Genomic DNA, 26,514 nt, shown 5'->3' on the forward strand with positions numbered 1-26,514 from the left:
TTATATAGTAATTAAATTCATCTTCGAAAAAATAAGGTAATCATCCAAATTTTATTATCAATTAAATTGGGAGTTAGTTGAAAGACTTATCAAAACCTTCAGCACTCTCCTTGGATTATTAATTTACCTTATCCTATATTTAAATGGATGCTAGCAAGCTGATATTGTGAATCAACAAAGCTTTGATGTAAGCGGCATTAAACGGAAGTACTTCAAATTATCTCAAGAAAAAAATGGAAGGAGATACGAGATGAAAACTCTCACCTATGGATGTTGTCTTTTAGTTACAACCTTTTTATTCAGCAACAGTGCATTTGCCCACGTTGAAACTGGGCGCACTGAATTCGCAGTCGATAAAATTATTGCTGAAAGCAGTTTTAACGAACCCACCTATATAGATACGGTAAAAACGGAAAACCTGACCCTCATCACCCCAGTTTTTAACAAGGGCATAAATTTCACCCTTTATATTGACTCAAAAGGAGATAAGGTATTTTTTCCTTTTGAACGAGAATCAAGAGTTTTTACGGATGAAGTTGCTCTGATGGATTTTATGAAAAAGCATTTTAGTTACGATCCTGAAAACAAGGAGAAGGGACTATCTGGCACGTATTTGTGGGAAGGAGCCAGCTATTTCTATGATCCTAAAATAGCTATGAATTACTTGATTAATGATCCTATTTTGGCATTTGTGGGTGGGCCGAAAGGCACCATTTTAGTAGCAGGAAAAGAAATGTGCATCGATCCTGATGGTAAATGTGACGAAGGGTACGCAAGTTATCTGGAACCTGTTGGAAAATTAACAGCACCAACCCAATTAGACCATTGTGGTCGTGAATTTGCTGGTACGCCTGTATGTGTTCTACATCACACATTTTGGAATAAGACCTGGTGGTTTGGTGATTACGTCAGGCATGGGGTCAATGCAAGATTCACAACGTGGGGAGCACTACCATCCAGTGTGCTAGATTTGTCGGGGAGATTAATGACTGCAATATACGACCCATTCGGTATCATTATTGTGGCGCCACCCACAGTGGGTGAAGATTTTGCCGAGAGTGCTATTTTTTGTTATGGAAATTGTGATGCCCCCATTTTAGATGCTTACGCAATGTGTGGTCAGGGAAGAGTGTCCGACCCCGATGTGTCAGGAACCAGAGAAACAGGCAATGGCCCTGGAAACAACGTCTCAAGAACGACTTGCCCTTGAATCATGTGATAGCTCTCATGCTGGCACTCGTTATTGTCAGCATGACGTCAGTTTCAGCTACTGATAGCAAGCCGCACTGGTGGTATCGCTTGCATGTGTCTAACCAGCCCACTTGTGTCGCTGTGGCAGTGGAAGAACACTGGCTCATTACGCCCTGGCATTGTGTACAATTACCAGGGCAATTCCAAACATTCGAAAAAAAAACATTGTTTGTTAAAGGGGTGGACGGAAAGAGTATCAAGATAAAAAAAGTAATTACTCCATATAATCGATATCGCCACTTAGGTGACATTCAAGGCAGGGACATTGCACTTTTACAATTGAATACAAAGTTAGAGAAATGGCTCCCATTAAGCCAACATGTAAAACGTCTAAAAGCTCCCTTAACGGTAGCTTTAATCGATAGCCAAAGGGTTCACTTTCTTAAAATCACTCCGCTTCAAATAGAAAATAAGCTGATACTTACATCAAACATTACTTGCAAGGGGGACTCTGGTGTACCTTTAATAGACGAACACCACACTCTAGTAGCAATTGCCTCTTGGCATTCTGGACGGCGTTGCAACGAAACAGGCAATATATCCTTTTTTAATCGGGTAGATATTTTCTCAAGTTGGATACACAACCAAATCGGAAATCCAGTAAATTAAGTCTAACTGTTTACATTGCCAACACATATAAGTTTGCGATGAACATGGATACCAACCTGAGTCGTCCTGAATTAGAACTACGCCTGCATTGAAAACAACACAACAAGTTGTTAGTCAATCATCGCCCAGATTTTCATCGTGAACCTAGCTCAGAGGTACCAGTTGGATGTTAACTAATGCAAAGAGAAACATAGGAATACGAATAAACGCGGCTTGCTAAGAGCAGAAGCTAGCAAATTATCGTTAACTAGTTTGGTTTCTCTCCGCTATTTTGATGATCGCCCAACAGCACACCATTTAATACCGTCCCATAACGAGTATGTTGATGGAAGTTATAGAAACCTTCTCGAGTATTTTCAACGCTCCCTGTAAAACGAGGATCTTGAGGCCGTTCGTGACCATTGATAAACCAAGCAAGTTGCCATGCTTCTTCATCGCTCAAACTACCAGGTAAACCTAAAGGCATATTGTTTTTTATAAAGGATGCTGCGGTGAAAACACGTGACATACCGGCCCCCCAATTATAAGAACCGTTACCCCACAACGGTGGAAATACGAGCCGTTCATTTTGCTCAATCCCCTGACCATTGTCACCGTGACACATTGCACATTTAGCCTGGTATAGCTTTTCACCAACAGCATCATTCAAAAATACAGGTTTGGTTTTGCCAAGAGAGCTAAAACCTCGCCCCCCAATATTATTCTCATACATAGGTGCGCCCGTCGCCAACCAAGAATGGTATGCAACTAAAGACAGCATATCAGCACTATCATAAGCAGGAGGGATGCCGTTAAGTGAATAAGAAAAACACCCGGCAATCCTCTCCTCTATCGAATTAACATGGCCATTTTTCCCCCGAAAGTCAGGTAAAGTCGTTGCCGCTGGCCAAACTGGAGCAGACCAGGCTAATCCACCTTCCCCCATATGACAACTTTTACAACTTAACTGGTTAAATACATACTTCCCGCGAAATTGTTGGGTATTCATAAAAATATCATATCCCTTTAGAATAACTTTCTTAAGTTCGGGATTTATTTTTTTATTCTTTATCAATGATTCAATCGTGGGAGGGTTATGTATATATTGGCCAGGTTTCGCGTCTGGGAGTATCACACCAGAAACTGACGTTTGTGCCGCAAACGCACCGCTGCAACAAAACATTAAGAATAACCCATTAATAATGAGTGATTTTACGCTAGTCATTAATACTACTCTTAGCTTTGGTTGCTTTAGGCTCTAAGCTAGTCAGATAATGCGCAACCGCTTGAATTTGTTCGTCACTTAATCGTTTGGCTATGTTTGACATTAAACCAAGGGGATCATTATTGCGTGTCCCTGTTTTCCAATCTTGTAACTGCTGCATTATGTACGTTGCATGTTGACCAGCAAGCGCCGGAAAAACAGCACCGACACCAGCACTATCGACACCATGACAACTGGCACAGGGTGGTAAATAATTATGCCAATCACCGCTTTCCACTAAGATTTTCCCAATCCCAGAAGGATCAACAGTTAAAGCTTCACTCTTAGTCACCGGTAAATTAGCATAATAAGTGGCAACTTCTTCTACCTGTTCTGAGGTGAGATCATTCACATTAGGAGCCATTATCTGGCTGATGCGTCGCCCTTCGATATAATCATTTAACTGTTTAACTAGGTAGCCTTGACTCAAACCGGCCAGACGAGGGAAACCAGCCATTTGATTCCCTTCTCCTTGCATCCCATGACAAGCAGCACATGGCGCGCCACTGCCATCACCAACGTTAGCGATAGCGGCCCCGGAATCTGCATCAGCATAACTTACGGCACTAAATAAACAGAAAAGGGAGAGAGCAATTATGCTTAAAACCTTCAATTACACAGCCTTAAATTTAAATGAAAACCATCGACAATAATATAAAAACACTAGCATAGCGCAGTGTTCGATAGTATTTAAAATACGCCAATAAAAAATACTTAGGCGCTTATAAGTTAGCTATTTCTTACTATTGAGTCAGACGAAAATTCTGACTCAATAATAGACTCACTAGCTTATTAAAAAATAACCTATGGAATAAGGGAAATTAGTTAATAACACATCTTTATCAACAGTTTGGGTTCCTATAATTAGTTACGGATTCAAAGTGTAACCTTGCTGTTGCAATAAGGCGTGCGCCGTCATTGCAGATAAAGTAATTTTGATTCCTGGCACTAATTGATCTTTAGTTATCCCCATCTTTGTAGATGCCTGACCACATAGGAATATTTGTGTATTATTCGCCAATAACTGGCGAATTAAGTCTACATTGATATTGTCTTTTTGGAATTTTTTTTGATAGGCAATGTTATTTAATAAATCGTAGGTCGCTTTACTATGAATAACGGCAGCTAAATGGATGTTTTCTAATTTCACACCATTGCCAACATGCATATTAATGAACCGCGCTAAACTATTAAGACTGCGATTAACTTCCCCAGGCTCGGCTTGGGCCGTAATATCAAAAGCTACATTAAATGTTGCATCAGGTGATATTGGGATCATATCAGCTACTTTTGCAATATCACCATAACCTGTAATCACCGACCCCGGGCCAAACGACTCGGGTCCAGCCAGAGCATGGGTCGATATTATCGCTGATATGGCCATACTCCATACATAGATCCAACTTAACTTCTTCAACATAGTGTTTCCTTTGAAATTTCAAATAATAGATACCAAGTTAACTTGGTAAAATAGGCGCAAAAAATTAATTTACTAAATAACTGTTGGGAATTGACTCTTTTCCCAAGCAATCATCCCCCCAGCAACGGATAATACGCTTGAGTGCCCCATATTTTCCAATGAACGGGCGGCTAAAGCTGAGCGGCCACCACTTCTACAAATTAAATATATATTGCGTTGAGACAAATCATCAAGTGCAAGTGAACTGTCACAATGATGTGAAACAGCAGGATGATCACATAATTTGTTTTCTAATACTCCACGAGGAAAGTTTACCGCCCCTAAAATATGTCCCGCGATGAATTCTTCATGCTCTCTTACGTCAATTAAAATCAATTCAGTTTGTGATAATAAAGTATGTAAATTTTCGACTGATATTTCATCAATCTCTGCTCTAACTTCATTAATATATTGTTGTGCCGATTTCATAGACAAACCTCACAGTTGGTTGATTGGTATTTTCAAATACCGCACTTCATTGGTCTCAGGTGGCGGTAAGCTGCCTGCTCTTACGTTCACTTGAATTGACGGGAGAATAAGGCGAGGCATGCTTAAAGTCGCATCTCTTGATTCTCGCATTTCAATAAAATCAGCCTTAGAGTTACCCGCTTTTACGTGAATGTTAAATTCTCTTTGCTCAGCAACCGTTACAGCGCATTCATGTGTTCTAAGCTCAGTTGGATAGTCGTGACAAACGTAAATTATTGTGTCTTTGGGAAGTGCAAGTATCCGTTGGATCGAATCGTAAAGTGTGGCGGCATCACCGCCAGGAAAGTCACAACGTGCAGTTCCTACATCAGGCATAAACATAGTATCGCCAACAAAGACACATTGATTATTCAACAGGTAAGCAATATCAGCTGGGGTATGACCAGGAACATGCATTATTTTGAATGTCAGACTACCAACGTTAAGTTCGTCACCTTCGTCAAAAAGTCGATCAAACTGTGCTCCGTTAGGCAGGAATTCTTTCTCAAGGTTAAATAAGGCCTTAAAGGTTTTTTGAACTTTTGTAATGTGCTTACCAATACCTATAGAGGCATTATATTTGGCCTTGAAAAATGGAGCTGCTGATAAATGGTCGGCATGTGCATGCGTTTCTAATACCCATTCAACGTTCAATTTAGCTTCATCAATATACTTGGCGATAGCTTCAGCGCTAGTTGTGTGAACACGACCCGCGCTGTACTCGAAATCGAGAACGGGATCGATAACAACGGCTTTACGTGTTGTAGGATCACTAACTACATAAGTGAAGGTTTCACTGTCATTATCTAAAAAGGACTCAACATGAAATTGATTAGACATAATCATTCTCCTATAACTACAATTGAAAAAGAACAGCGACGTCGTAACGCCGCTTCACTCTGCTTTTAGATAGTCGTTGTTACTAATTTAAAGTGCTTTTTTGCTAAAGTACCAATCAACGTAGTTATAGCCTTGACCTTCACGGGAGTTAGCGTCTTCTAACGTGTGCGGAGGAGGAACGATAACTTCTTCTCCACGTTTCCAATTTTCCGGTGTAGCACAACTATTAGCATCACTCGTTTGCAACGCATCTACCAAGCGAATAAATTCGTCAACTGCCCGACCGTTACTCATTGGGTAGTAAAGCATTGCTCGTAAAATGCCCTCTGGGTCAATTATGAAGGTAGCGCGTACTGCTGACGTATCGCTAGCGCCTGGCTGAACCATGCCGTAAGACTTAGCCACTCGCATTGACAGGTCTTCAATAATTGGAAATGGAATAGTTACACCAAAATTTTCTTTAATATTACGCATCCAAGCAATGTGAGAGTGGATGCTATCAATTGACAAACCAAGTAACTCTGTGTTCATTTGAGAAAATCTGTCGGCCGCATTCGCGAATCCAATAAATTCAGTTGTACACACAGGTGTAAAATCTGCTGGATGTGAAAAAAGAAGTAACCATTTACCTTTATAGTCAGCTAAAGAACGCTGGCCATGAGTCGTTTTTGCATTAAAGTCCGGTGCTGGCTTGTTTAACTGCGGGAAAGTTACGGTAGCTAGCGCTTGAGTTTCAGTTGTCATAATAATCTCCAAAATATTAAATAGGTATATCAAATCCACATTTAAATAATAGGCATTTTAGATATACTTTTAAATTATATTTTTTCGATTCTTCTAATCGATTTTTACGATTAGTAGGAACTAAGGAAATAACAGCAGCTGAGTGACGAACGAATGCTAATTATTCTACATTAATAACATCAAGCTCTAGATGATAAGCTAGCGCACCTTCTCTACCTTGCACTAAGTCAAGCAAGGTATATTGGTCAAGTTCGGCAATAAAACGAGAGGTTGCATCTTGAAGAATATGACGCAATTTGCAATCTGGAGAAATTACACATTGATTGGTTGGTGATGCAAAGCATTCGGCTATTGCAACGTTTTCAATGGTCATTCTAAATACTTCCCCAAGATTAATCGCTTCTTTTGGTCTAGCTAATTTAAACCCACCGCTTCGCCCCTTTATTCCTGTTATGTATCCAGATTCAGCGAGCTTCGTCATTACTTTCTTCAAATGGTTGTATGAAATTGCATATGCGTTTGCAATTTCCATTGTAGTAACAAGCTCATTTTCCTTGAGAGCCATATAAGTCAAAGCGCGATAAGTAAAATTAGTAAACGTATTTATTTTCACGATATACACTTAAAAAAATAAAACCATGGGATTAGTTTACATGCTACAAAACAATAAATACACATCCTAAATGCACCTTTTATTTAAATAGTTCGGTGTTCAAATTAGCTTGTAACAGACCTATCTGATTAAATAGTGGGGACCTGCGACCATCTTCATTGGCAGACATAGCCTTCATACAATTGACTATTGCATCTTTCGCATCACCCTGGATACCGGCGAAGGTTTTAGCTTGCTTAAATTGCTCGGCACAGACGGTACAGATTTTGGTGCACTCAGTATGGCTAAACATGGGTGTCATGTTAAGCCCTTTGGCTAAACATGGGTGTCACGTTAAGCCTCCTCTCCACTATCATGGGTGTCTTGTTAAGCCTTTAATACTGACAATAAATGTGAAAAAAGAGAATCAATTAAGGGAATGGGATTCGCGTCTTTTGACAAAGGTTATGATGGGACTTTCAATCAAGAAGTTAAGTGGGTTAAATTACCTTATAACCACATGGAGTACTAAAAAATGAGTTTTCCATACATACAAAAATGCCCTGCAAATATGAGGGCATTTTTACCACTAATTAGATAAGTGACTATCGTTCAGTAAACAGATTAACGTGTATATTAATCACGCTCTACAACTGCGTTGTGGTAAACGTGTTGAACGTCATCGCAGTCTTCTAGCATATCCATAAATTTATCAAACACAGCAACATCCTCACCACTTACAATTGACTCTGTTTGTGGGATGAAGGTGATTTCTTCAGCTTCAAATTCAATATCAGCATTATCTTCAGTCAATGCGGTACGTGTGCTGTTGAATTCAGTATGAGGAGCATACACAGTAACAACGCCGTCTTCACATTCAACCTCGGTCACATCAACATCGGCTTCCATTAGCACTTCTAATACGGCATCTTCATCGTCGCCTTTAAATGCAAAAACAGCTTGATGATCAAACATGTGTCCAACGGTTCCTTCAACACCTAGTTTTGAGCCAGTTTTGGTAAAACAATTACGAACATCGGTGATCGTTCTATTATGATTATCGGTAAGGCAATCAACGATAACCATACAACCACCTGGACCGAAACCTTCATATCGTGCGGGGACATAATCTTCACCCGCACCACCCATGGCTTTATCAATTGCTTTATCAATTACATGGCTTGGCACTTGGTCTTTTTTGGCTTTATCGATAAGTCGTCGTAGGGACAAGTTTGCCTGAGGATCGGTTCCACCGTTTTTCGCTACAACATAAATTTCTTTACCGTATTTAGAGTAAACCTTAGTTTTTGCTCCGGCTGTTTTTGCCATAGAGACTTTACGAACTTCGAACTTTCTTCCCATTATATTTGAGCTCTTTAATCTGAAATTAATAACTTATTCAATGAATTCTACCTAGAGTAGTGGGTCTAGGGCAAATGTTGTGTTGCTAAATAATCGTGAGACTGCATTTCTTTCAATCGACTTAAGCAACGTTGAAACTCGAAATTAAGCTGTCCTTGGCTATAAAGTTGCTCCATTGGAACCGCTGCAGAAATGATTAACTTCACGTTTCGCTCATAAAACTCATCAACCATTGCAATAAATCTTCTCGCGACATCATCAATTTCTTTGCCCATTTGCTCCACATTGGCAAGTAGCACTGTATGGTAACATTGGCTTAACTCCATATAGTCGTTTTGACTCCGAGGACCGTCACATAAAGCCCTAAATTCAAACATAACTATGCCATCTGCATCTTTCAAAGAAGGAATTTTACGCCCTTCTATTTCAATGTCTCGTTTTACACCACCAATTTCAGGGGAGAGCTGGGCGAAGTATTTATCTAAGTTTTGATTCGCTACTTTGTCTAACGGATAGTGGTAGATTTCGGCCTGCTCCAAGGTCCGCATTCTATAATCAACTCCAGAATCTACGTTCACTATTCGACAATTTTGGTTTATTAGTTCAATCGCGGGTAAGAATCGTGCGCGCTGCAAACCATTGCGATACAGTTCATCGGGAATAATATTAGAAGTCGCAACCAAACATATTCCCCTGGCAAAAAGCTCTTCCATCAAGGTTCCCAAAATCATTGCATCGGTTATGTCTGACACAAAAAATTCATCAAAACAGATGACTTTGGTTTCTTTGGCGAAGATATTGGCAACGATTTTAAGAGGATCACTTTTACCACCGAGGGATTTGAGCTCTTCGTGGACTCGATGCATAAATCGATGAAAGTGAATGCGCATTTTATTTTTGAACGGCAAGCAATCGTAAAAGGTATCAACTAAATAAGTTTTACCACGACCTACCCCACCCCAAAAATAGACACCTTGGATGCTTGGTTTATGCATCCCTTTTCCAAACTTACTCGCAAGCTTGACTCGCCAGGTCAGTTTTTTTCTGGGCTGTGTTAGTTCTTCAAAAAGTCGTTGTAATTCTTTTACCGCATTCTCTTGAGCGGCATCGAAATGAAATTCAGGGTCTTTCAGATCCTGTTGGTATTTTTCCCAAGGCGTTTTCATATACATCCGCTAATATTAAAAATTGTTACTAAATCATCTTGATCAAAAAAAAATTGTCCGCATAGTTTGCTAAGCGAGTATGATTAAGTAAAGCATTAATATAATTTGGAGACATTATGGACTGGATAGTAGGGCTATTGCTATTAGTTGTAGGCATCATTTTTGGTTTTTTTATATCAAAATTCTTTGTTGAACGAAAACTAGCGCAGCAAACTTCGAAACAGGATGAGAATACAGCGAAAGAAATTATGGCGCAAAACGCTTCTGATCACATCAATCAAACTCGCGATATTGTGACTGCTTTACAAAATCAGTGTGAAGGCTTATCAGAACAGTTGGATGCGTTTGAAAGTGCAATAGAAAGAAGTCAATCGGATGACGACGATAAGCTTACTTACTTTGGTGAACAAGCATCGGTTTACATTGGTCATCAACAATCTAAACACAAACGTAAGTCGGAAAACACAGAGTTTCAACCCAAAGACTTTTCTGGCGAACGCACGGGATTGTTCACTGACGCAAAAAATAAGCAAGTCGTCGACGAGAAGTAATTTAATCTGAACTTTGCACACCAATGTTAGGTCATTTGATTAAATGACCTAAACTAGGGATAAGTAGGGTAACTCGATATTTATCTTTTTTGTTTACAGCCGTATGTTTATAGAGGCCTTACTCTTTGAGCTTGTTGGCTAAGCCAACAGCATTGATGAATGGCAATAAGAGTCTTTTTAGGTAACGCTTCTTATCCCGAGTTTAGGTTAACTACGTTAATTTGATTTTTAGTTGAATTCTTTGGAGACAAATCTACGATGAAAAAAGTTGTTAATCGTTTAGTACTTACCACCGCCATTATTGTTGGGACGGCCTCTTTAGGTATGTCGGCTAATGCCGCTTTACCATTCTTCTCTTCAGACAAAAACGAGGTGCCAACCCTAGCACCTATGTTAGAAGAAACCACCCCAGCTATTGTCAGCATCGCAGTGGAAGGTACCCAAGTATCAAGGCAACGAGTCCCGGAAATGTTCCGTCACTTTTTTGGTGGTTCCGACGAACAAGTTCAGGAAAGACCGTTTAAAGGTTTGGGCTCTGGCGTCATCATTGATGCAAAACAAGGATACGTGGTAACAAATAACCATGTGGTCGACAACGCCAACGAAATTACCGTTAAATTAACCGATGGAAGAGAATTAAAAGCTAAGAAGCTTGGTGCTGACGCACAAAGTGATATCGCGTTGCTGCAAATTGAAGCAAAAGATTTACACGCGGTTCCTTTGGCTAACTCTGATAAATTAAGGGTTGGTGATTTTGTTGTTGCCATCGGTAACCCTTTTGGTCTTAATCAAACCGTCACATCGGGAATCGTCAGTGCTTTAGGACGTTCTGGCCTCAATATCGGTGGCTACGAAGATTTCATTCAAACTGATGCGGCCATCAACCGAGGTAACTCTGGTGGTGCGTTGGTGAACCTTCGTGGTGAGCTAATTGGTATCAACACAGCTATTTTTGGACCAAACGGCGGCAATGTTGGAATTGGCTTCGCCATTCCAAGCAACATGATGAAAAGTTTAGTGGATCAAATTATTGAATTTGGTGAAGTGCGTCGAGGCCTGTTAGGTGTTATTGGCCAAGATGTTGATGCTGGATTAGCTGATGCAATGAATCTTGATGTTAATAAAGGCGCATTTGTAAGTGAAGTCAGCCCTGATTCAGCGGCCGAAAAAGGTGGCATTGAATCAGGTGATATAATCACTCACATTAATGGTCTAGCCGTAACCAGTTTCCAAGAGTTGCGTGCAAAAATAGGCACTATGGGAGCCGGAACTGAAGTGGAACTAACCATTTTAAGAAAAGGTAAGTCCCGCGACATCGAAGTGACGTTAGGTGATGCGACAGGAGCAGTGGTTGCAGCGCGTGAAATTCACCCAGCATTAGAGGGGGCAACTTTAACTAACGGAAAAACAGCTCGCGGCAATGACGGCGTCGTTATCTCCGATATTCAAAATCGTTCACCTGCAGCCAGTATCGGTTTGCAAGATGGTGACGTAATCGTGGGTGTTAACAGAGCGAGAGTCACTACTGTGGCGGATTTACGCAGACAAATGGACGAATCTGATGGCGTTATAGCCCTTAACGTTCAACGTGGTAAAACTTCGTTGTATTTAGTCATTCGCTAAATATTGTCACTTTTTAAAGCATAACAGTCCGAAAAATATAGGGCTGTTATGCTTTTATCCTATCAAGATACCTACCATCAATGATTATTCAGTGTTACTCTTAATAATCAGTCATTTAACTTGATCTACCACGTGAAAATACCAGTCTGGCTCCAATTTTTAACAAAATCCGTAGCTTTGGGATTAATCATCTCAGCGCTTATATTAGTATTAGTGCCAGAACTAAGACGAGGTAGTGGCCTGAGTTTCGATGTGTTTAATCGCAGTGAATCTGAACCTGAAAAACAAAGTTATTATGACGCGATAAGTCGCTCTGCCCCCGCTGTCGTCAACATCTATAGCAGTAGTATTGATATTGTTAGGCGTCGACAGGTTAGCCGTACCAGTTTAGGCTCAGGCGTAATTATGACCGAAAGCGGTTATATCCTCACGTGCTGGCATGTTATTCAAAACGCTGAAAGCACCATTGTGGGCCTTCCTGATGGTCGTCGCGTGACCGCAGAACTGGCAGGATACGATGAACTTACCGACCTAGCTGTGCTAAAAATAACGGCTGATAATCTGCAAGTTATTCCGCAAATTGAAGATCCACAAACCCGGGTAGGAGATGTGGTTTTAGCCATAGGTAATCCCCTGAATATTGGGCAAACAATTACCCAAGGTATTATTAGCCGCTCTGGTCACACTATCACCCAAAATTTTAGAGAATTTATTCAGACCGATGCGGTAATGCACGAAGGTAACTCAGGTGGCGCTTTGGTCGATAGTAACGGCGTATTAATCGGAATAAATAACGCCAACTTCAAAACATTAGATAGTCAACGCAGAGTAATAGACGTAAACGGGATCTTTTTCGCAGTGCCATATACGTTGGCTCGTCGCGTTATGGATGAGATAATCGAAAATGGTAAAGCTACCCATGGACAACTTGGCTTTACCGGCGGTATCGATCCTAATGTAGCAGGTATCATTGTGACCGAGGTCGCCTCAGGAGGGCCTGCAGAGCTTGCTGGCTTGCAACAATTCGACATTATCCTATCCATGAATCAAGTGGAATTAGAAACCTTAGATCAGACATTTGACATGATTGCCAAGAGTCGTCCTGGTGAAGAGTTAGATTTATCTATTTCCCGCAATGGTAAAGTGATGAATATTAAAGTCACCGTAGGTGAAGCCAGCTCTTAAAACCCGCAGGGCAAATAGCTGGGGTCGAATGAACAATTTATCTAGCCATCATACTTAACAGGGAAAATAATCAACATGGACAACCCTTACAGTACACCCAAAAGTGATATAGGCACATTAGCAGCTGCTAAAATCATTCCCATGTACTCGCCAAATCAAATTACAGTTGGCGCATTTTTCGGTGGTCCCCTTGCGGCGGTATATTTTTTATATCAGAATTTTACAGGATTAAATCAATTTGATAAGGCACAAAAAACCTTAATATGGGGTTTATCTTTATGTTTTATCTTTGTTTGCTTGTTACCACTTATTCCCGATAATTTCCCAAACACCGTCTTGCCCGTAGCTTATTGTGTTGCTGCTCGACAGCTAAGCATTCAATACCAGTGCAGCAAGCCACAAATAATCGAAAATGATTCATTCACCTTCCAATCTAATTGGCGGGTTTTCGTGATCTCTGTTGCTGCACTGTTATTGTTGATGGTATTAGTGGTACCGGTCATCTTCGCTTTTGAAATGATCAGTCCAATATTGGCTAACTAAAACGCCTGATATTCGCACCCAATTTTGTCAATTTGGTCTCAATATGTTCGTAACCACGGTCTAAGTGATAAATACGGTCAACGATGGTTTCCCCCTTTGCCACTAAACCTGCAATGATTAAACTAGCCGAGGCCCGTAAATCCGTTGCCATCACCTGAGCGCCAGTGAGTTGCTCTACCCCTTCACACACCGCGTTATTAGTCTCAAGGGATATTTTAGCCCCCATCCGTTGTAATTCAGGGACATGCATAAATCGGTTTTCAAATATCGTTTCCGTGACCACACCGTTTCCTTCCGCGACACAGTTTAACGCTACAAATTGTGCTTGCATGTCGGTGGGAAATCCAGGGTGAGGAGCCGTTTTAATATTGACACTTCGAGGACGCTTGCCATGCATATTCAATGACACCCAGTCTTCGCCAGTCTCAATTTCAGCGCCAGCTTGAGTTAGTTTAGACAATACCGCGTCTAAGCAATGGGGAGCCGCGTTGACACAACGAATATTGCCGCCGGTTACTGCCGCAGCAACTAAGAATGTCCCAGTCTCAATTCTGTCGGGTAAAACCCGATAGTGACACCCTTGCAAACGTTTCACGCCAACAATTTTAATGCTATCAGTACCCGCTCCAGTTATTTTTGCCCCCATGCGATTTAAACAGTTGGCCAAATCGACGATCTCAGGCTCCCGTGCAGCGTTTTCTAGGACAGTTTCCCCTTCAGCCAAAGTAGCGGCCATCATCAAATTTTCAGTTGCACCTACGCTCACAATATCCATAAAGATGTGAGCCCCCTTAAGGCGCCCTTCTACTTCTGCGCGAACATATCCAGCATCAACACTGATATTCGCACCCATCTGTTTTAGACCTTCTAGATGCAAATTCACCGGACGCGCTCCAATGGCACAACCACCTGGTAAAGACACATTCGCTTTACCGTATTTGGCTAACAAAGGGCCCAACACAAGAATCGATGCACGCATGGTTTTAACCAGTTCATATGAAGCGGTCATATTGTCTATTTGACTTGCATCCAATTCTAATTCTTGGTTGTCGTGGCGTTTGGCTTTAACTCCCAAACCAGCCAATAACTTGATACTGGTATTGATATCTCTGAGATTTGGAACATTATCGAAAAAACAAGATGAGTCAGCTAATATGCAAGACATCAAAATGGGTAAAGCCGCATTTTTTGCGCCAGAAATCACCACCTCTCCTTGCAGGCCGAGGCTGGTATTGATACTAAGTTTATCCATGATTTATAAAATTATTGAGGCACGTTGAACATACGTTCACGTTGCCATTGCTTTTCAGAAAAGGTTTTTATAGAAATGGCATGCATGGTGCCATCAGCAATCTGCTCTTTTAATGGGCCATAAATGAATTGCTGTTTTTTGACTCGACTCATGTTTTCGAATTTGTCGCTCACTGCGATGATTTGAAAATGCGAACCTTCACTTGTTACATGAACTTCGCTTAATTCTAACTGCTCTTTAAGCAGGGCTGCTATTTGTTGATTATCCATTTGCTCTCTTTCACTTTATAAATTTCGGCTATTGTATCGACAAAATACGATTAACGTTGCTTAAATTAGCTAGTTTTATTAATCCTTCGGGCAAGTTAAGCAATTCCAGCGCGACATTTGCGGATTGACAATTTTTAGACAATTCCATAACCCAAGCCAGCCCAGCCGTATCAACCTGATCCACCTCAGCAAAATCTACCTTTAATTTGCTCCCATTGGCCTGACTAGATTGAATCTCGTTTTTTTGCTGCGGCCAGCACTTCATCACCGTTTCACGATTTAAATCACCTTTTAAATGAAATACGCCGTTATCGGATGAAGTAACCTCAACAAGGTTAGATTGCTCAGTCACTTAAGCCTCTTTCTTTTCAAGTGAAATTGGTTGTTCAATTTTTTCGCGCATTAGCTCAATAACTTTATCGATCCCTTGTTGGCGTAGAATACTTTCGAATTCACTTTGCTTCGAAGACAACATGCTAATGCCTTCGGCAACCATATCGTAGGCCTTCCACTCATTGGTTTTTCTGTCTTTTCTGACTTTAAACGCAATCTTAATATCAGGACGTTCGCCGTCTTTGACGATGGCTCGGACGGTAACGCTACGCTCATTCTCAAAATCAGACTCAGGTTCAAACACGACGGTTTGATCATCGTAATAACCCATAGCCACAGCATAGGTGGTTACCAAATATTCTCTGAAAACCGCGACAAATTCCTGTAGCTGTGATTTTTCAGCTTTAGTGACGTATTTTCCCAATACTTTAAACGCAGAAAATTTGTAATCCACATGGGGTAACAATTCTTCTTTCATAATGGCACGCAACACTTCTGGGTCTTCAGTGATTTTTTGTTTTTCACGTTTAATTCGGTCGAATGTCTGACTCGCAACATCTTTTACCATGCTGTAAGGGTTCGTTTCATCAATGGTTTGCCCATTGGCACTCAGTCCAACCACCAATAATGCGATTGACGCTAACTTTATCAAAAATCTGTTTCTCATAATTATTCCCAACGAGATTGGCAGTTTAGTCACTGCCTTTACTAAATAAAAATTGGCCTATTAAATCTTCCAATACCAAAGCTGACTTAGTATCAGCAATATAATCGCCGTCGGCTAAGTTCTCGATATCATCGATAGTGAAGCCTGGTTGAAATCCCACATACTGCTCCCCTAATAAACCTGACGTTAAAATAGAGGCAGAACTCGTTTCAGGAAACTGGTCATATGCAGTAGAGATATTTAAGGTAACTACGGGAGTAAAGTCTTTTGGGTCGAGCGCGATTTTTTCTACTCGACCTATCACTACTCCACCTACTTTCACCGAAGAACGTTCTTTTAAACCACCAATATTGTCAAACTTCGCATACAGGGTATAGGTATCGCCCTGCCCTACAGTACCTTGACTGGCGACATTAAGTGCTAACATTAACGAGGCAGCAATTGCCAGGGCAACAAACAATCCAACTAATACTTCAACTTTCCTTGATGTCATGCTTATTTCCTCACTCTATTCCAAACATAATTGCGGTTAAAACAAAATCTAATCCAAGTACAGCTAATGACGAATACACCACTGTTTGTGTCGTTGCTGCACTAATACCTTCTGATGTAGGCACTGAATCATACCCTTTAAAAATAGCTATCCAAGTAATCACGAATGCAAAGAAAACACTTTTAATGACACCATTCATCACATCTTCGTTCCATTCCACCGTAGATTGCATAATTGACCAATAACTTCCCACATCCACACCAAGCCATTCTACGCCAACTAGGTGTCCACCTAGGATACCTACGGCACTAAAAATCAGAGTTAACATAGGCATTGATATTAAACCAGCCCAAAGTCGTGGTGCGACGACTCTGCGCAAGGGATCAACGGCCATCATTTCTAGACTACTCAGCTGCTCAGTGGCTTTCATTAAACCAATTTCAGCTGTCAAAGCTGAGCCCGCTCGCCCGGCAAAAAGAAGAGCAGTTACAACTGGCCCAAGTTCTCGCAAAATAGACAAGGCAACCATTGGCCCTAAACTACCTTCTGCCCCATAATCCACCAAGATAGTATAACCTTGTAAAGCCATTACCATGCCGATGAATAAACCAGAAACAATGATGATGGAAAGTGATTGCACACCTACCACATAAATTTGTTTAATGGTTAACGAGATATTTTTAATTTGCGGGGCTGCTAATAGTGCGCCTAACAACATCCCCGTCGCGCGCCCAATGGCCGCAAAACGCTCCAATGTTGATTGTCCAAGTTTCGCTAACCAATCCACTAACTCACCCCTAAAAATTCTTGCTCCAGCGACTTCGCAGGATAATGGAATGGCACAGGCCCATCTGCTTCACCACGTAAAAATTGTTGAACTAACGCTGAATCACTTTGTTTAATTTGTTCTGGCGTTCCTGAACCAATAATTTTCTTTTCGGCCAAAATGTAAACGTGATCAGCAATACTCATTACCTCATTTACATCATGGGTAACGACCACACTGGTTAAATTCAACGCGTTATTTAATTCTTTTATCAGTTTAACCAAAACCCCCATGGAAATAGGATCTTGCCCAGCAAAGGGTTCATCGTACAATATCAACTCAGGGTCTAAAGCGATTGCTCGAGCGAGGGCTGCACGACGAGCCATTCCACCTGATAATTCGCTTGGCATTAAATTAACCGCACCGCGCAATCCCACAGCTTGAAGTTTCAACAACACAATGGTTTTAATCAGGTCTTCAGACAAATTACTGTGTTCTCGCAAAGGATAAGCAATATTATCGAATACACTGATATCGGTGAACAATGCCCCGCTTTGAAACAACATACTCATTTGACGACGCACATGAAACAATCGTTTGCGGGACATACCTGGAATGGATTCCCCTCGAAATTGAATATCACCGCTATCGGGACGCAACTGTCCACCTATTAATTTTAGTAGTGTTGTTTTGCCAATACCACTAGGACCCATTATCGCAGTGGTTTTACCTTCTGGTATGTGCAACGAGATATTGTCGTATATTACACGGCTACCGCGTTTAAAGGTTAAACTATCTATTTCTATTAAATTTTTCACCGAAACTCCGAATGGCCTGGATGAGTAGACAAGACAAACACCTAAAATGTTTCAACCGATGCGACGATTTGAGGCCATTTTAACGTTTTTCAAGGTGAATAAATAATTAATCAACCTAAAACCTCATATACTTTTTGTTATTGAATAGATAATAACAGTATAGATTAAGAAGGATGTTGACTAACTACTTCGATTTGTAACAAAGCGTAACACCAAGCAAATTGTAATCATGGTGCTGTATTATAATAGGTACGACATATTTAACCTTGATTTTACAAGATCGGCCTCAACATTTAGTGATATAAAGGTCTTGTTAATCTGGAAGAATACAAAGTAATGGCACGTTAAGATAAGCATAGTAGGTTATTATCTGGCGGCGTTAATTATTATTGTAAAGACATTAGGAATTACATATGTATTTTGCGATAATCATATCATTGTTTTTTAAAGAAATAGTCAAGTGATATTAGAATTCCTTATTTTTATAGCAGGTCTGGCAGCATTAAGTTGGAGCGCTGACAAATTTGTTTATGGTGCTTCAGCGCTCGCCACCAACATCGGTGTTTCCCCCATGATAATTGGACTAACAATTGTAGCAATGGGGTCTTCAGCACCGGAAATCGTTGTTTCCGCAACCGCATCTTTGAGTAACAACCCAGATACCGCAGTTGGAAATGCAATCGGTTCTAATATTACCAACATCGCCTTAGTATTAGGTATTACTGCCATTCTCAAACCTTTAATGGTATCCAGTAGCACCATTAGACGTGAACTTCCTGTTTTGCTCGCGGTTACCTTGCTGGCGGTATACTTTCTAGCAGATGGTCACTTGAGTGTTATTGAAGGTGTAATATTAATCGTTTTGTTCTTTTTAACCATAGGAGGCTTAACTTGGATTTCCTTAAGTGCTGAGAAAAACGATCCTCTACATACAGAAACCGCAGATGAAGTTCCCCGCGGAGTGCCCGCCTCAAAAGCCATATTCTGGGTAATTTTAGGCCTTATTTTCTTACCCTTGAGTGCGCATTTTATGGTTGACTCAGCAGTTCATATTGCACGATATATGGGGATGAGTGAATTGGTTATTGGATTAACAATCATAGCCCTAGGTACTAGCCTCCCAGAGCTAGCAGCTTGCATCGCAGGAGTGCTTAAAGGAGAAGACGATCTTGTGTTGGGCAACATTATTGGCTCAAATATTTTCAACATCTTAGCTGTGTTGGCGATGCCTGGTCTTTTGGCACCGGGTATTATCGACGCAAATGTCGCTCAACGAGACATGTACGCCATGTTAATCGTGACCGTATTACTGATTATTTTTAGTTTTAATATACGCGGTAAAAGGCAAATCAACCGATGGGAAGGTATAGCCTTAGTTGGTTGTTATCTAGCTTATTGCGCCTTCTTGTTTTTTTAAATAAAGGGAACTGGTTGTGTCTTCAGATTATATTGCATCAGCACGTAAAGTTTTAGAAATCGAGTCTCAGGCTGTTTTGCAGTTACAACAATATATTGATGAAAGTTTTGCAAGAAGCTGCCAAATTATTCGAAAGTGCAAGGGAAAAGTAGTTGTCTCCGGCATGGGAAAATCAGGCCATATTGGCCATAAGATTGCGGCTACGTTGGCCAGTACTGGCACACCTGCGTTTTTTATGCATCCAGGAGAAGCTAATCATGGAGATTTAGGCATGATTAGTCCCCAAGATGTTTTGATAGCCATTTCTAATTCCGGTGAAACCGCAGAGTTACTCAATTTAATTCCCGTGGTCAAACGATTGGAAGTCCCTATTATTTCAATGACCAATAGTAAACAAAGTTCTTTAGGGAAATACTCAGACGAAGTTCTTTGTATTAAGGTTGAACAAGAAGCGTGCTCCTTGGGGTTAGCTCCCACCGCCAGTACTACCGCTACTTTAGCCATGGGAGATGCCTTAGCCGTGGCCCTGCTCAATGCCAGCGGTTTTACTTCTGCTGATTTCGCTTTATCTCACCCTGGCGGAAGTTTAGGTCGTAGATTGTTACTAACCATTGCAGATATCATGCATACTGGAGATGAGTTACCCTTAGTGGAGTTTAATCAAACGGTGCGTAATGCATTGTTCGAAATATCGAAAAAAGGCTTAGGAATGACTGGCATTACTGACAAAGAAGGTAAGTTAGTTGGAATTTTTACCGATGGCGATTTACGCCGAATTCTTGATGATAGGGTTGATATCCACGAAACCCTAGTTTCTGATGTTATGACAACAAATAGTAAAACAAGCCGACCGGAAATGTTAGCGGTTGAAGGGTTAAATTTAATGGAGAAATACAGTATCAATTCAATGTTTGCAGTAGATCGTGAAAATAAGCCTGTGGGTGCATTAAATATGCACATGTTGCTTAAAGCTGGAGTGGTATAGTGGCGATTATTGAAACGCTTTATGGGCCAGTTAACAACCATTTCATTAACAAGCTCAGCAAAGTAAAATTACTCGTATGTGACGTCGATGGCATATTCTCAGACGGCAGCATTTTTATGGGTAATAATGGTGAGGAATTGAAAGCATTTCATACTCTCGACGGTTATGGTGTGAAATCCATGTTAGAAATTGGCATTGATGTAGCTATCGTGACTGGTCGCCAATCTGCCATTGTTGAAAATAGAATGTCTGCACTGGGCGTGTCATTGATAATCCAAGGTGTCGAGGACAAAAAAAATGCGGTGCAAAAGCTTAAAAATGGGTTAAATTTAAAGAAAGAAAATATCGCTTCGATGGGAGATGATATGCCCGATGTCGGCATGTTTGAACAAAGTAATGTATCAATTAGTGTTCCAAATGGTCACCCCTACGTAAAATCAGTGGCTGAGTATGTCACGCAAACACAAGGTGGAGCGGGTGCAGTGAGAGAGATATGTGACCTTATTTTGTTCGCTAATAATAAATTAAATCGTATATACGGTAGTAGTGTATGAATCGAATCACCCTAAGCATTGGCATTTTGTTTGTGCTAATCTTAATGGTATATGTACCAGGGTGGATGGGTTCAGATACAGAACAAACTAACTCTAATAGCGAAGATTCTTGGCAGCCAAATTACCAAGCGAGGAATATGCGCAGTACTCTTTACAATGAAAATGGCGAAGTGAACCATGAAGTTTTCGCCCTTAAAATGGAACATTATCAAATTCTAGGTTTCACCTTATTCAGCCATCCTAAATACACCATCTATGTTTCTGATGAACAAAATCCTTGGCATGTAGAAGCAGATGAAGGCACACTTTATGAGGACAATCGCATTCAATTAGAAACTGACGTAGAAATTAGAAGCCTTGATGATTCTGGATTTGTGCAAACAATTAGAACACAATTTTTAGAAATTAATTTGGTAGACAAAACAATGATGTCAGATGAGCCAGTTGAGATAAACGGAAAAGATTTTGTTGTTAAAAGTAATGGCTTTGTTGCAAATTTAACTACGCAGGAATATGAACTTAAAAATCATGTGCAAACTCAATATGCGCCTCGTTAGCGCCTTAATAACCAGCTTACTGTTTAGCACTGCTATATTGGCAGGTGAAAACGACTTTAATTTACCGATTAAAGTTGACTCTAAGTCAAACTTTTTTGATGGTAAAACCAAAACCTCTATTTTTAGAAAAGACGTTAGGATTACCCAAGGCTCCCTTGAAATTCTCGCGGATGAAGTTGAAGTTATCGCTGGCTTAGGTGAAGGTAAAGAAATATTTATTGCTCGGGGGGAACCCGCAAAATACAGCCAAACACTAGATGATGGCAGTAAAATTAGTGCTGCTGCCAATGAAATAAAATACCAAGTGTCTAATCGAACATTAACCTTAGTTGGATCAGCTGAATTGAATCAGGATAGCAGCCTTGTTAAAGGTGAATCCATTCAATTCAATATGGAGTTAGAACAATTAATAGCTGAAAGTGACAGCAATGCAGAAGGTGGTGTTACCGCTATTTTTCAACCTGAAAGTATTCGTAAACGTCAGGACGAAAGTGCAAACGAAGAATCCAAAAATTCAGAACAGCAAGACATTAACAAGTTGCAGGATAAACAACCTTAATGGCAACATTAAAAGCAACCAATTTAGCTAAATCATATAAATCTCGACAGGTAGTTCGTGATGTTAGTTTGGAAGTGTCTACTGGACAAATTGTTGGTTTGTTGGGTCCTAATGGTGCAGGTAAAACAACCACGTTTTATATGATTGTTGGGCTAGTACCTTTAGACAAAGGCGATATTTTTATTGACCAAACAGCGTTGACATTGCAGCCCATGCACATTCGGGCTAGAAAAGGAATTGGGTATCTTCCCCAAGAATCATCTATATTTCGTAAACTGACCGTTTACCAAAATATTATGGCAATTTTGCAAACCCGAAAGGAATTGAGCTCTGACCAGCGCGAAGAGCAAGCTGATGCATTACTCGATGAGTTTAATATAAATCACATTCGCAATAGCCTTGGCATGAGTTTATCTGGGGGCGAACGTCGAAGAGTAGAAATAGCACGGGCGTTAGCTGCCGCACCAGAATTTATCCTATTGGATGAGCCTTTCGCTGGAGTAGACCCTATTTCGGTGAATGACATAAAAAAAATAATTCAACACTTGCGTGACAGAGGTATTGGAGTATTAATAACGGATCACAATGTACGTGAAACCCTAGACGTGTGTGAAAAAGCGTATATTGTGAGTCATGGTGAATTAATAGCTTCTGGTACTGCAGAAGAAGTTTTAAATAATCAACAAGTCAGAGATGTATACCTTGGCGAGCAATTCAAGCTATAGTACAGGTATGTTGTTTTTAACCAAAGCTTTGTGGCTAAACAAGTAAGAATAAAAAAACTAAATGAAACCCTCGTTACAATTAAAATTTAGTCAGCAACTAACAATGACGCCTCAATTGCAGCAGGCGATACGTCTATTGCAGTTGTCAACGCTGGATTTACAACAAGAAATACAGGAAGCGTTAGAATCCAACCCCCTTTTGGAAGTAGAGGATGGTTCTGATGTCCCCACTGGGGATTCCGCTCTAGCAGATAGTAATGATAAATTCACTGAAGAAACCGTTTCCGCAAGTTCAGATTCCATTGACACTAACGAAGCGTTAGAAAAAGCGGATATACCAGACGAATTACCCATAGATAGTACCTGGGATGAATATATCAGTGCATCTTCAGCACCCGCATCTATTAGTGGTGGTAGCGGCGGGGATGATGATCAAGTTTTCCAAGGCGAAACCAGTGAAAACATACAAGATCATTTGTTATGGCAGATGCGGCTGACCCCTTTTTCAGAAGTTGATAACGCCATCGCCATTGCAATCATCGACTCAATCGATGAATCTGGATATCTCACCATTAGCACTGAAGATGTGCTTGCAAGTCTCGACCACGAAGATGTAGAGCTAGATGAAGTTGAATGTGTTTTAAAACGCATTCAAATGTTCGATCCTATTGGTTCCGGTTCAAGAACTCCCCAAGAGTGTCTAATGGTGCAAATGAATCAATTTGCGCCTGATACGCCATGGTTGAATGAAGCTAAATTATTGATCAGTGAATATGCAGACCTGTTGGGTAGCAAAGACTACCGAACACTAATGCGTAAAACGCGCTTAAAAGAAGATGAATTACGTGAGGCCATGCGCTTATTGCAAACCTTGAACCCTCGCCCAGGCAGCGCGTTAATAATAAGTGATTCAGAGTACGTCATTCCTGATGTTTCTGTAATGAAGAAAAATGGACGTTGGCAAGTAGAGTTAAATCCCGATAGCTTGCCTAAACTGAATGTGAATCAGCAGTATGCAGCTATGAGCCGCAACGCTAAAAACACCAGTGACAGCCAGTTTATTCGTTCACATATGCAAGAAGCCAAATGGTTTATCAAAAGCCTTGAAAGTAGAAATGATACGCTACTAAAAGTAGCCAACTGTATTGTTCAACAGCAAGTCGGATTTTTCGAGCATGGACCGGAAATGATGAAACCAATGGTGTTAAATGATGTCGCAGAAATGGTGGATATGCATGAATCAACCATTTCACGTGTTACTACACAAAAATATATGCATACACCAAGAGGGATATACGAGCTGAAGTACTTTTTCTCCAGCCATGTGGCAACAGATTCTGGCGGAGAGTGTTCTTCCACGGCGATTCGCGCGCTCATTAAAAAGCTTATTGCTGCCGAGCTTCCAACGAAGCCGCTTAGTGATAGTAAGATTGCTGATCTACTGGCCGACCAAGGCATAAAGGTTGCCCGTAGAACCATAGCAAAATACCGGGAGTCTTTATCGATCCCACCGTCTAACCAACGCAAGAGCCTGCTGTAGGCTCGACAACAGAAGGAATACGCTAATTATGCAAATTAACCTTACTGGCCATCATGTAGAAATTACAGATTCATTGCGAGATTACGTAGACAACAAATTTACAAAGTTAGAAAGGCATTTTGATCACATCAACAATGTCCATGTCATTCTCAATGTCGAAAAGCTTAATCAAAAGGCTGAAGCGACAGTTCATCTTAGCGGAGGGGAAGTGTTTGCAACCTCAGAACATAACGATATGTACGCAGCCATTGACGGATTAATCGATAAGCTTGATCGACAGGTGATCAAGCACAAGGAAAAAATCAAACGTCATTAACCTATATTAGATTATTTAATGGAAATTAAAGACATCCTTTCCTCTGACTGCACAAGTTGTGCAGTTCAGGGGACAAGTAAAAAACGAATTCTTGAAACTATCAGCCTGATAGCGGCAGAAAAGATTGACGGTATCGATCAGACTACCATTTTAAATAGTTTGGTAAATCGCGAAAAAATGGGTAGTACAGGAATCGGTAATGGTATTGCTTTACCCCATGGCAGATTAGCCGGCTTAAAAGACGTCGTTGCCATATTAATCACCAGTGATCCTTCCATCAACTTTGACGCCATAGATAACTGCCCTGTCGATATATTTTTTGCTATTTTAGTACCTGAAGATAAAGCTGCAGGCCATCTGCAAACCTTAGCAACCATAGCAACAAAGTTAAGTGACAAAGAGATTCTTAAACGTATCCGCAGCGCACAAGACAATAGCCAGTTATATGAGGCAATCGTTGCATGAAGCTGATTATTATTAGTGGTCGTTCTGGCTCAGGAAAGTCTATTGCACTGCGCTCTTTAGAAGATTTAGGTTATTATTGTGTTGATAATATTCCAGTTAATCTTCTGCCCACCCTGACCCATACGGTGATGGATGAGTATGATCAAGTAGCCGTCAGTATCGATGTGAGAAACCTTCCTAAGGTATCTGGTGAACTAGTCGAAATTCTTGATTATTTGCCAGCAAACTGGGATATGACCATCGTTTATTTAGATGCCAGTGATGACATGCTAATTAAACGTTTCAGCGAAACCCGCAGACTGCACCCGTTGTCACGTCAAAACAAATCCCTTTCAGATGCGATTCAAGCGGAAGGTCAATTATTAGCTCCTATCGCAGAACGTGCTGACTTATATTTAGATACTGACAAGCTTTCAGTTCACCAATTAGCGGAGTTAGTGCGAGAACGAATATTAGGCAAAAAGAGTTCTAGGCTGGTTTTAGTATTTGAGTCTTTTGGATTCAAATATGGCATACCCAAAGATGCAGACTACGTATTTGATGCACGTTTTTTGCCTAACCCCCATTGGGAACCCGATTTGAAACATTTGACGGGTTTAGATTCACCAGTAGAGATATTTTTAGGTTCCCAGCCAATAGTAACGAAATTTATTTGGCAAATTCAAAACCTCATCTCGACCTGGCTTCCTCATTTAGAAAGAAATAATCGTAGTTACGTAACAGTCGCAATAGGCTGCACCGGTGGACAACATCGCTCAGTTTATGTTGCCGAATCATTAGCAAAAACATTTTCAGCTTCTCACCCTGATGTGCAAATTAGACACCGAGAGTTAAACCGATGAACCGCTTCGAAAAACAAATTGTTATCGTCAATAAGCTAGGTTTACATGCACGAGCAGCCACCGAATTAGTCAAAGTAGCCAACCAATTTGACGCTGTAGTAACACTAGTTCAAGGTGAAAAATCAGCATCGGCAAATAGTGTGTTGGGTTTGATGATGTTGGAAAGTTCTCAAGGCAAAAAAGTCCAAGTTATCAGTGAAGGTGTAGACGCGGAACCGGCTCTGGCGGCGATTGAAAAGCTCATTGTAGAAAAATTTCACGAAAACGAATAACACGTCAGTTTTCAAGTTATGCAAATAATTGCTGACCTGTCGCCCGTA

34 protein-coding genes are annotated in these 26,514 nt (G+C 40.7%); 17 read left to right on the forward strand and 17 right to left on the reverse strand.

The features are described from left to right. The first annotated feature begins 250 nt into the window (after positions 1-250). Positions 251-1,210, forward strand: a complete 960-nt coding sequence (locus Q4574_RS17420; protein WP_303475886.1) for a hypothetical protein — start codon at positions 251-253, stop codon at positions 1,208-1,210. A 17-nt stretch (positions 1,211-1,227) separates the two neighbouring features. Continuing rightward, positions 1,228-1,860, forward strand: coding sequence for a S1 family peptidase (locus tag Q4574_RS17425; protein ID WP_303475888.1), 633 nt, complete (start codon positions 1,228-1,230; stop codon positions 1,858-1,860). Between the two features lie 247 nt (positions 1,861-2,107). Here the strand turns inward: Q4574_RS17425 and Q4574_RS17430 are convergent, their stop codons facing one another. The 10 genes from Q4574_RS17430 to zapE form a co-directional block, all read right to left on the reverse strand. Continuing rightward, positions 2,108-3,064 carry a c-type cytochrome gene (locus tag Q4574_RS17430; protein ID WP_303475890.1) on the reverse strand — a complete coding sequence of 319 codons (957 nt, stop codon included), beginning with the start codon at positions 3,062-3,064 and terminating at the stop codon, positions 2,108-2,110. After that, positions 3,057-3,716 carry a cytochrome c gene (locus tag Q4574_RS17435; RefSeq protein WP_303475893.1) on the reverse strand — a complete coding sequence of 220 codons (660 nt, stop codon included), beginning with the start codon at positions 3,714-3,716 and terminating at the stop codon, positions 3,057-3,059. Before Q4574_RS17435 ends, Q4574_RS17430 begins: the two co-directional genes overlap by 8 nt. Positions 3,717-3,971: 255 nt before the next feature. Continuing rightward, positions 3,972-4,523 carry a DsrE family protein gene (locus Q4574_RS17440; protein ID WP_303475896.1) on the reverse strand — a complete coding sequence of 184 codons (552 nt, stop codon included), beginning with the start codon at positions 4,521-4,523 and terminating at the stop codon, positions 3,972-3,974. A gap of 72 nt (positions 4,524-4,595) precedes the next feature. Beyond that, positions 4,596-4,991, reverse strand: a complete 396-nt coding sequence (locus tag Q4574_RS17445) for a rhodanese-like domain-containing protein (protein ID WP_303475899.1) — start codon at positions 4,989-4,991, stop codon at positions 4,596-4,598. A 9-nt stretch (positions 4,992-5,000) separates the two neighbouring features. Further along, positions 5,001-5,870, reverse strand: a complete 870-nt coding sequence (locus Q4574_RS17450; protein WP_303475901.1) for an MBL fold metallo-hydrolase — start codon at positions 5,868-5,870, stop codon at positions 5,001-5,003. Between the two features lie 87 nt (positions 5,871-5,957). Beyond that, complete coding sequence (locus Q4574_RS17455; RefSeq protein ID WP_303475904.1) at positions 5,958-6,614, reverse strand: peroxiredoxin; 657 nt, start codon at positions 6,612-6,614, stop codon at positions 5,958-5,960. A 160-nt stretch (positions 6,615-6,774) separates the two neighbouring features. Continuing rightward, positions 6,775-7,227 (reverse strand): Rrf2 family transcriptional regulator, encoded by a 453-nt coding sequence (locus Q4574_RS17460; RefSeq protein ID WP_303475907.1) that lies wholly within the window; start codon positions 7,225-7,227, stop codon positions 6,775-6,777. A 79-nt stretch (positions 7,228-7,306) separates the two neighbouring features. Continuing rightward, the gene (locus tag Q4574_RS17465) at positions 7,307-7,528 is read right to left on the reverse strand and encodes a hypothetical protein (protein ID WP_303475909.1); all 222 of its coding nucleotides are present in this window, start codon (positions 7,526-7,528) and stop codon (positions 7,307-7,309) included. A 314-nt stretch (positions 7,529-7,842) separates the two neighbouring features. Next, positions 7,843-8,568, reverse strand: coding sequence for a YebC/PmpR family DNA-binding transcriptional regulator (locus Q4574_RS17470; RefSeq protein ID WP_303475912.1), 726 nt, complete (start codon positions 8,566-8,568; stop codon positions 7,843-7,845). 65 nt (positions 8,569-8,633) lie between these two features. Next, positions 8,634-9,740 (reverse strand): cell division protein ZapE, encoded by a 1,107-nt coding sequence (gene zapE, locus Q4574_RS17475; RefSeq protein WP_303475915.1) that lies wholly within the window; start codon positions 9,738-9,740, stop codon positions 8,634-8,636. A 110-nt stretch (positions 9,741-9,850) separates the two neighbouring features. On the opposite strand from zapE, the gene Q4574_RS17480 reads away from it, so the two are divergent. The 4 genes from Q4574_RS17480 (at position 9,851) to Q4574_RS17495 (ending at position 13,636) form a co-directional block, all read left to right on the forward strand. Then, entirely contained in the window at positions 9,851-10,285 is a 435-nt protein-coding gene (locus Q4574_RS17480; RefSeq protein WP_303475917.1) for a DUF1043 family protein, read from the forward strand. 258 nt (positions 10,286-10,543) lie between these two features. Then, the gene (locus Q4574_RS17485) at positions 10,544-11,908 is read left to right on the forward strand and encodes a DegQ family serine endoprotease (protein ID WP_303475920.1); all 1,365 of its coding nucleotides are present in this window, start codon (positions 10,544-10,546) and stop codon (positions 11,906-11,908) included. Positions 11,909-12,085: 177 nt separating this feature from the next. Further along, positions 12,086-13,093 carry a trypsin-like peptidase domain-containing protein gene (locus tag Q4574_RS17490; RefSeq protein ID WP_303475922.1) on the forward strand — a complete coding sequence of 336 codons (1,008 nt, stop codon included), beginning with the start codon at positions 12,086-12,088 and terminating at the stop codon, positions 13,091-13,093. 75 nt (positions 13,094-13,168) lie between these two features. Then, entirely contained in the window at positions 13,169-13,636 is a 468-nt protein-coding gene (locus tag Q4574_RS17495; protein ID WP_303475923.1) for a hypothetical protein, read from the forward strand. Here the strand turns inward: Q4574_RS17495 and murA are convergent. From murA to Q4574_RS17530, 7 genes are read right to left on the reverse strand one after another with little or no spacing between them, the layout of a single operon-like run. Then, positions 13,629-14,888, reverse strand: a complete 1,260-nt coding sequence (murA, locus tag Q4574_RS17500; protein WP_303475925.1) for a UDP-N-acetylglucosamine 1-carboxyvinyltransferase — start codon at positions 14,886-14,888, stop codon at positions 13,629-13,631. The two genes, Q4574_RS17495 and murA, sit on opposite strands and share 8 nt — an antisense overlap. An 11-nt stretch (positions 14,889-14,899) precedes the next feature. Beyond that, a complete protein-coding gene (locus Q4574_RS17505; protein WP_303475928.1) occupies positions 14,900-15,157 on the reverse strand; it encodes a BolA family protein in 258 nt (85 codons plus the stop codon). A 28-nt stretch (positions 15,158-15,185) separates the two neighbouring features. Continuing rightward, positions 15,186-15,509: a lipid asymmetry maintenance protein MlaB gene (locus Q4574_RS17510; RefSeq protein ID WP_303475931.1), complete on the reverse strand. Its 324-nt coding sequence runs from the start codon at positions 15,507-15,509 to the stop codon at positions 15,186-15,188. After that, positions 15,510-16,157: an ABC transporter substrate-binding protein gene (locus Q4574_RS17515; protein ID WP_303475933.1), complete on the reverse strand. Its 648-nt coding sequence runs from the start codon at positions 16,155-16,157 to the stop codon at positions 15,510-15,512. Between the two features lie 25 nt (positions 16,158-16,182). Further along, entirely contained in the window at positions 16,183-16,650 is a 468-nt protein-coding gene (gene mlaD / locus Q4574_RS17520) for an outer membrane lipid asymmetry maintenance protein MlaD (protein ID WP_303475935.1), read from the reverse strand. A 10-nt stretch (positions 16,651-16,660) separates the two neighbouring features. After that, positions 16,661-17,437, reverse strand: coding sequence for a lipid asymmetry maintenance ABC transporter permease subunit MlaE (mlaE, locus tag Q4574_RS17525; RefSeq protein WP_303475936.1), 777 nt, complete (start codon positions 17,435-17,437; stop codon positions 16,661-16,663). Continuing rightward, the gene (locus tag Q4574_RS17530; protein ID WP_303475938.1) at positions 17,437-18,234 is read right to left on the reverse strand and encodes an ATP-binding cassette domain-containing protein; all 798 of its coding nucleotides are present in this window, start codon (positions 18,232-18,234) and stop codon (positions 17,437-17,439) included. The genes mlaE and Q4574_RS17530 overlap by 1 nt, the downstream gene beginning before the upstream one ends. A gap of 460 nt (positions 18,235-18,694) precedes the next feature. Here Q4574_RS17530 and Q4574_RS17535 point away from each other — a divergent pair, with 460 nt between their 5' ends. The 11 genes from Q4574_RS17535 (at position 18,695) to Q4574_RS17585 (ending at position 26,466) form a co-directional block, all read left to right on the forward strand. After that, positions 18,695-19,651, forward strand: coding sequence for a calcium/sodium antiporter (locus Q4574_RS17535; RefSeq protein ID WP_303475940.1), 957 nt, complete (start codon positions 18,695-18,697; stop codon positions 19,649-19,651). 16 nt (positions 19,652-19,667) lie between these two features. Next, positions 19,668-20,636 carry a KpsF/GutQ family sugar-phosphate isomerase gene (locus Q4574_RS17540; protein ID WP_303475943.1) on the forward strand — a complete coding sequence of 323 codons (969 nt, stop codon included), beginning with the start codon at positions 19,668-19,670 and terminating at the stop codon, positions 20,634-20,636. Then, positions 20,636-21,190: a 3-deoxy-manno-octulosonate-8-phosphatase KdsC gene (gene kdsC, locus Q4574_RS17545; protein ID WP_303475945.1), complete on the forward strand. Its 555-nt coding sequence runs from the start codon at positions 20,636-20,638 to the stop codon at positions 21,188-21,190. Before Q4574_RS17540 ends, kdsC begins: the two co-directional genes overlap by 1 nt. Then, complete coding sequence (gene lptC / locus Q4574_RS17550; protein ID WP_303475946.1) at positions 21,187-21,747, forward strand: LPS export ABC transporter periplasmic protein LptC; 561 nt, start codon at positions 21,187-21,189, stop codon at positions 21,745-21,747. Before kdsC ends, lptC begins: the two co-directional genes overlap by 4 nt. Continuing rightward, positions 21,734-22,306, forward strand: coding sequence for a lipopolysaccharide transport periplasmic protein LptA (gene lptA, locus Q4574_RS17555; RefSeq protein WP_303475948.1), 573 nt, complete (start codon positions 21,734-21,736; stop codon positions 22,304-22,306). Before lptC ends, lptA begins: the two co-directional genes overlap by 14 nt. After that, positions 22,306-23,031 carry an LPS export ABC transporter ATP-binding protein gene (gene lptB / locus Q4574_RS17560; protein ID WP_303475951.1) on the forward strand — a complete coding sequence of 242 codons (726 nt, stop codon included), beginning with the start codon at positions 22,306-22,308 and terminating at the stop codon, positions 23,029-23,031. The genes lptA and lptB overlap by 1 nt, the downstream gene beginning before the upstream one ends. Positions 23,032-23,092: 61 nt before the next feature. After that, positions 23,093-24,571 carry an RNA polymerase factor sigma-54 gene (locus tag Q4574_RS17565; protein ID WP_303475952.1) on the forward strand — a complete coding sequence of 493 codons (1,479 nt, stop codon included), beginning with the start codon at positions 23,093-23,095 and terminating at the stop codon, positions 24,569-24,571. A 28-nt stretch (positions 24,572-24,599) separates the two neighbouring features. Further along, entirely contained in the window at positions 24,600-24,887 is a 288-nt protein-coding gene (gene hpf / locus Q4574_RS17570; protein WP_216049721.1) for a ribosome hibernation promoting factor, read from the forward strand. 18 nt (positions 24,888-24,905) lie between these two features. Further along, positions 24,906-25,352 carry a PTS IIA-like nitrogen regulatory protein PtsN gene (ptsN, locus tag Q4574_RS17575; RefSeq protein ID WP_303475955.1) on the forward strand — a complete coding sequence of 149 codons (447 nt, stop codon included), beginning with the start codon at positions 24,906-24,908 and terminating at the stop codon, positions 25,350-25,352. Next, the gene (rapZ, locus tag Q4574_RS17580; RefSeq protein WP_303475958.1) at positions 25,349-26,194 is read left to right on the forward strand and encodes an RNase adapter RapZ; all 846 of its coding nucleotides are present in this window, start codon (positions 25,349-25,351) and stop codon (positions 26,192-26,194) included. The genes ptsN and rapZ overlap by 4 nt, the downstream gene beginning before the upstream one ends. Continuing rightward, positions 26,191-26,466 (forward strand): HPr family phosphocarrier protein, encoded by a 276-nt coding sequence (locus Q4574_RS17585; protein WP_303475961.1) that lies wholly within the window; start codon positions 26,191-26,193, stop codon positions 26,464-26,466. The genes rapZ and Q4574_RS17585 overlap by 4 nt, the downstream gene beginning before the upstream one ends. The last annotated feature ends 48 nt before the right edge of the window (positions 26,467-26,514 follow it).

The organism is Aliiglaciecola sp. 3_MG-2023 (assembly GCF_030548205.1).
In the GTDB taxonomy this organism is placed as follows: Bacteria; Pseudomonadota; Gammaproteobacteria; order Enterobacterales; family Alteromonadaceae; genus Aliiglaciecola.

Bases quoted from the DNA above. Each gene is read 5' to 3' on its own strand.
- Q4574_RS17420 (WP_303475886.1), top strand. From the start codon at position 251: ATGAAAACTCTCACCTATGGATGTTGTCTTTTAGTTACAACCTTTTTA.
- Q4574_RS17425 (WP_303475888.1), top strand. From the start codon at position 1,228: ATGCTGGCACTCGTTATTGTCAGCATGACGTCAGTTTCAGCTACTGAT.
- Q4574_RS17430 (WP_303475890.1), bottom strand. From the start codon at position 3,064: ATGACTAGCGTAAAATCACTCATTATTAATGGGTTATTCTTAATGTTT.
- Q4574_RS17440 (WP_303475896.1), bottom strand. From the start codon at position 4,523: ATGTTGAAGAAGTTAAGTTGGATCTATGTATGGAGTATGGCCATATCA.
- Q4574_RS17445 (WP_303475899.1), bottom strand. From the start codon at position 4,991: ATGAAATCGGCACAACAATATATTAATGAAGTTAGAGCAGAGATTGAT.
- Q4574_RS17450 (WP_303475901.1), bottom strand. From the start codon at position 5,870: ATGTCTAATCAATTTCATGTTGAGTCCTTTTTAGATAATGACAGTGAA.
- Q4574_RS17455 (WP_303475904.1), bottom strand. From the start codon at position 6,614: ATGACAACTGAAACTCAAGCGCTAGCTACCGTAACTTTCCCGCAGTTA.
- Q4574_RS17465 (WP_303475909.1), bottom strand. From the start codon at position 7,528: ATGACACCCATGTTTAGCCATACTGAGTGCACCAAAATCTGTACCGTC.
- Q4574_RS17470 (WP_303475912.1), bottom strand. From the start codon at position 8,568: ATGGGAAGAAAGTTCGAAGTTCGTAAAGTCTCTATGGCAAAAACAGCC.
- zapE (WP_303475915.1), bottom strand. From the start codon at position 9,740: ATGTATATGAAAACGCCTTGGGAAAAATACCAACAGGATCTGAAAGAC.
- Q4574_RS17480 (WP_303475917.1), top strand. From the start codon at position 9,851: ATGGACTGGATAGTAGGGCTATTGCTATTAGTTGTAGGCATCATTTTT.
- Q4574_RS17485 (WP_303475920.1), top strand. From the start codon at position 10,544: ATGAAAAAAGTTGTTAATCGTTTAGTACTTACCACCGCCATTATTGTT.
- Q4574_RS17495 (WP_303475923.1), top strand. From the start codon at position 13,169: ATGGACAACCCTTACAGTACACCCAAAAGTGATATAGGCACATTAGCA.
- murA (WP_303475925.1), bottom strand. From the start codon at position 14,888: ATGGATAAACTTAGTATCAATACCAGCCTCGGCCTGCAAGGAGAGGTG.
- Q4574_RS17505 (WP_303475928.1), bottom strand. From the start codon at position 15,157: ATGGATAATCAACAAATAGCAGCCCTGCTTAAAGAGCAGTTAGAATTA.
- Q4574_RS17515 (WP_303475933.1), bottom strand. From the start codon at position 16,157: ATGAGAAACAGATTTTTGATAAAGTTAGCGTCAATCGCATTATTGGTG.
- mlaD (WP_303475935.1), bottom strand. From the start codon at position 16,650: ATGACATCAAGGAAAGTTGAAGTATTAGTTGGATTGTTTGTTGCCCTG.
- lptC (WP_303475946.1), top strand. From the start codon at position 21,187: ATGAATCGAATCACCCTAAGCATTGGCATTTTGTTTGTGCTAATCTTA.
- lptA (WP_303475948.1), top strand. From the start codon at position 21,734: ATGCGCCTCGTTAGCGCCTTAATAACCAGCTTACTGTTTAGCACTGCT.
- lptB (WP_303475951.1), top strand. From the start codon at position 22,306: ATGGCAACATTAAAAGCAACCAATTTAGCTAAATCATATAAATCTCGA.
- Q4574_RS17565 (WP_303475952.1), top strand. From the start codon at position 23,093: ATGAAACCCTCGTTACAATTAAAATTTAGTCAGCAACTAACAATGACG.
- hpf (WP_216049721.1), top strand. From the start codon at position 24,600: ATGCAAATTAACCTTACTGGCCATCATGTAGAAATTACAGATTCATTG.
- ptsN (WP_303475955.1), top strand. From the start codon at position 24,906: ATGGAAATTAAAGACATCCTTTCCTCTGACTGCACAAGTTGTGCAGTT.
- rapZ (WP_303475958.1), top strand. From the start codon at position 25,349: ATGAAGCTGATTATTATTAGTGGTCGTTCTGGCTCAGGAAAGTCTATT.
- Q4574_RS17585 (WP_303475961.1), top strand. From the start codon at position 26,191: ATGAACCGCTTCGAAAAACAAATTGTTATCGTCAATAAGCTAGGTTTA.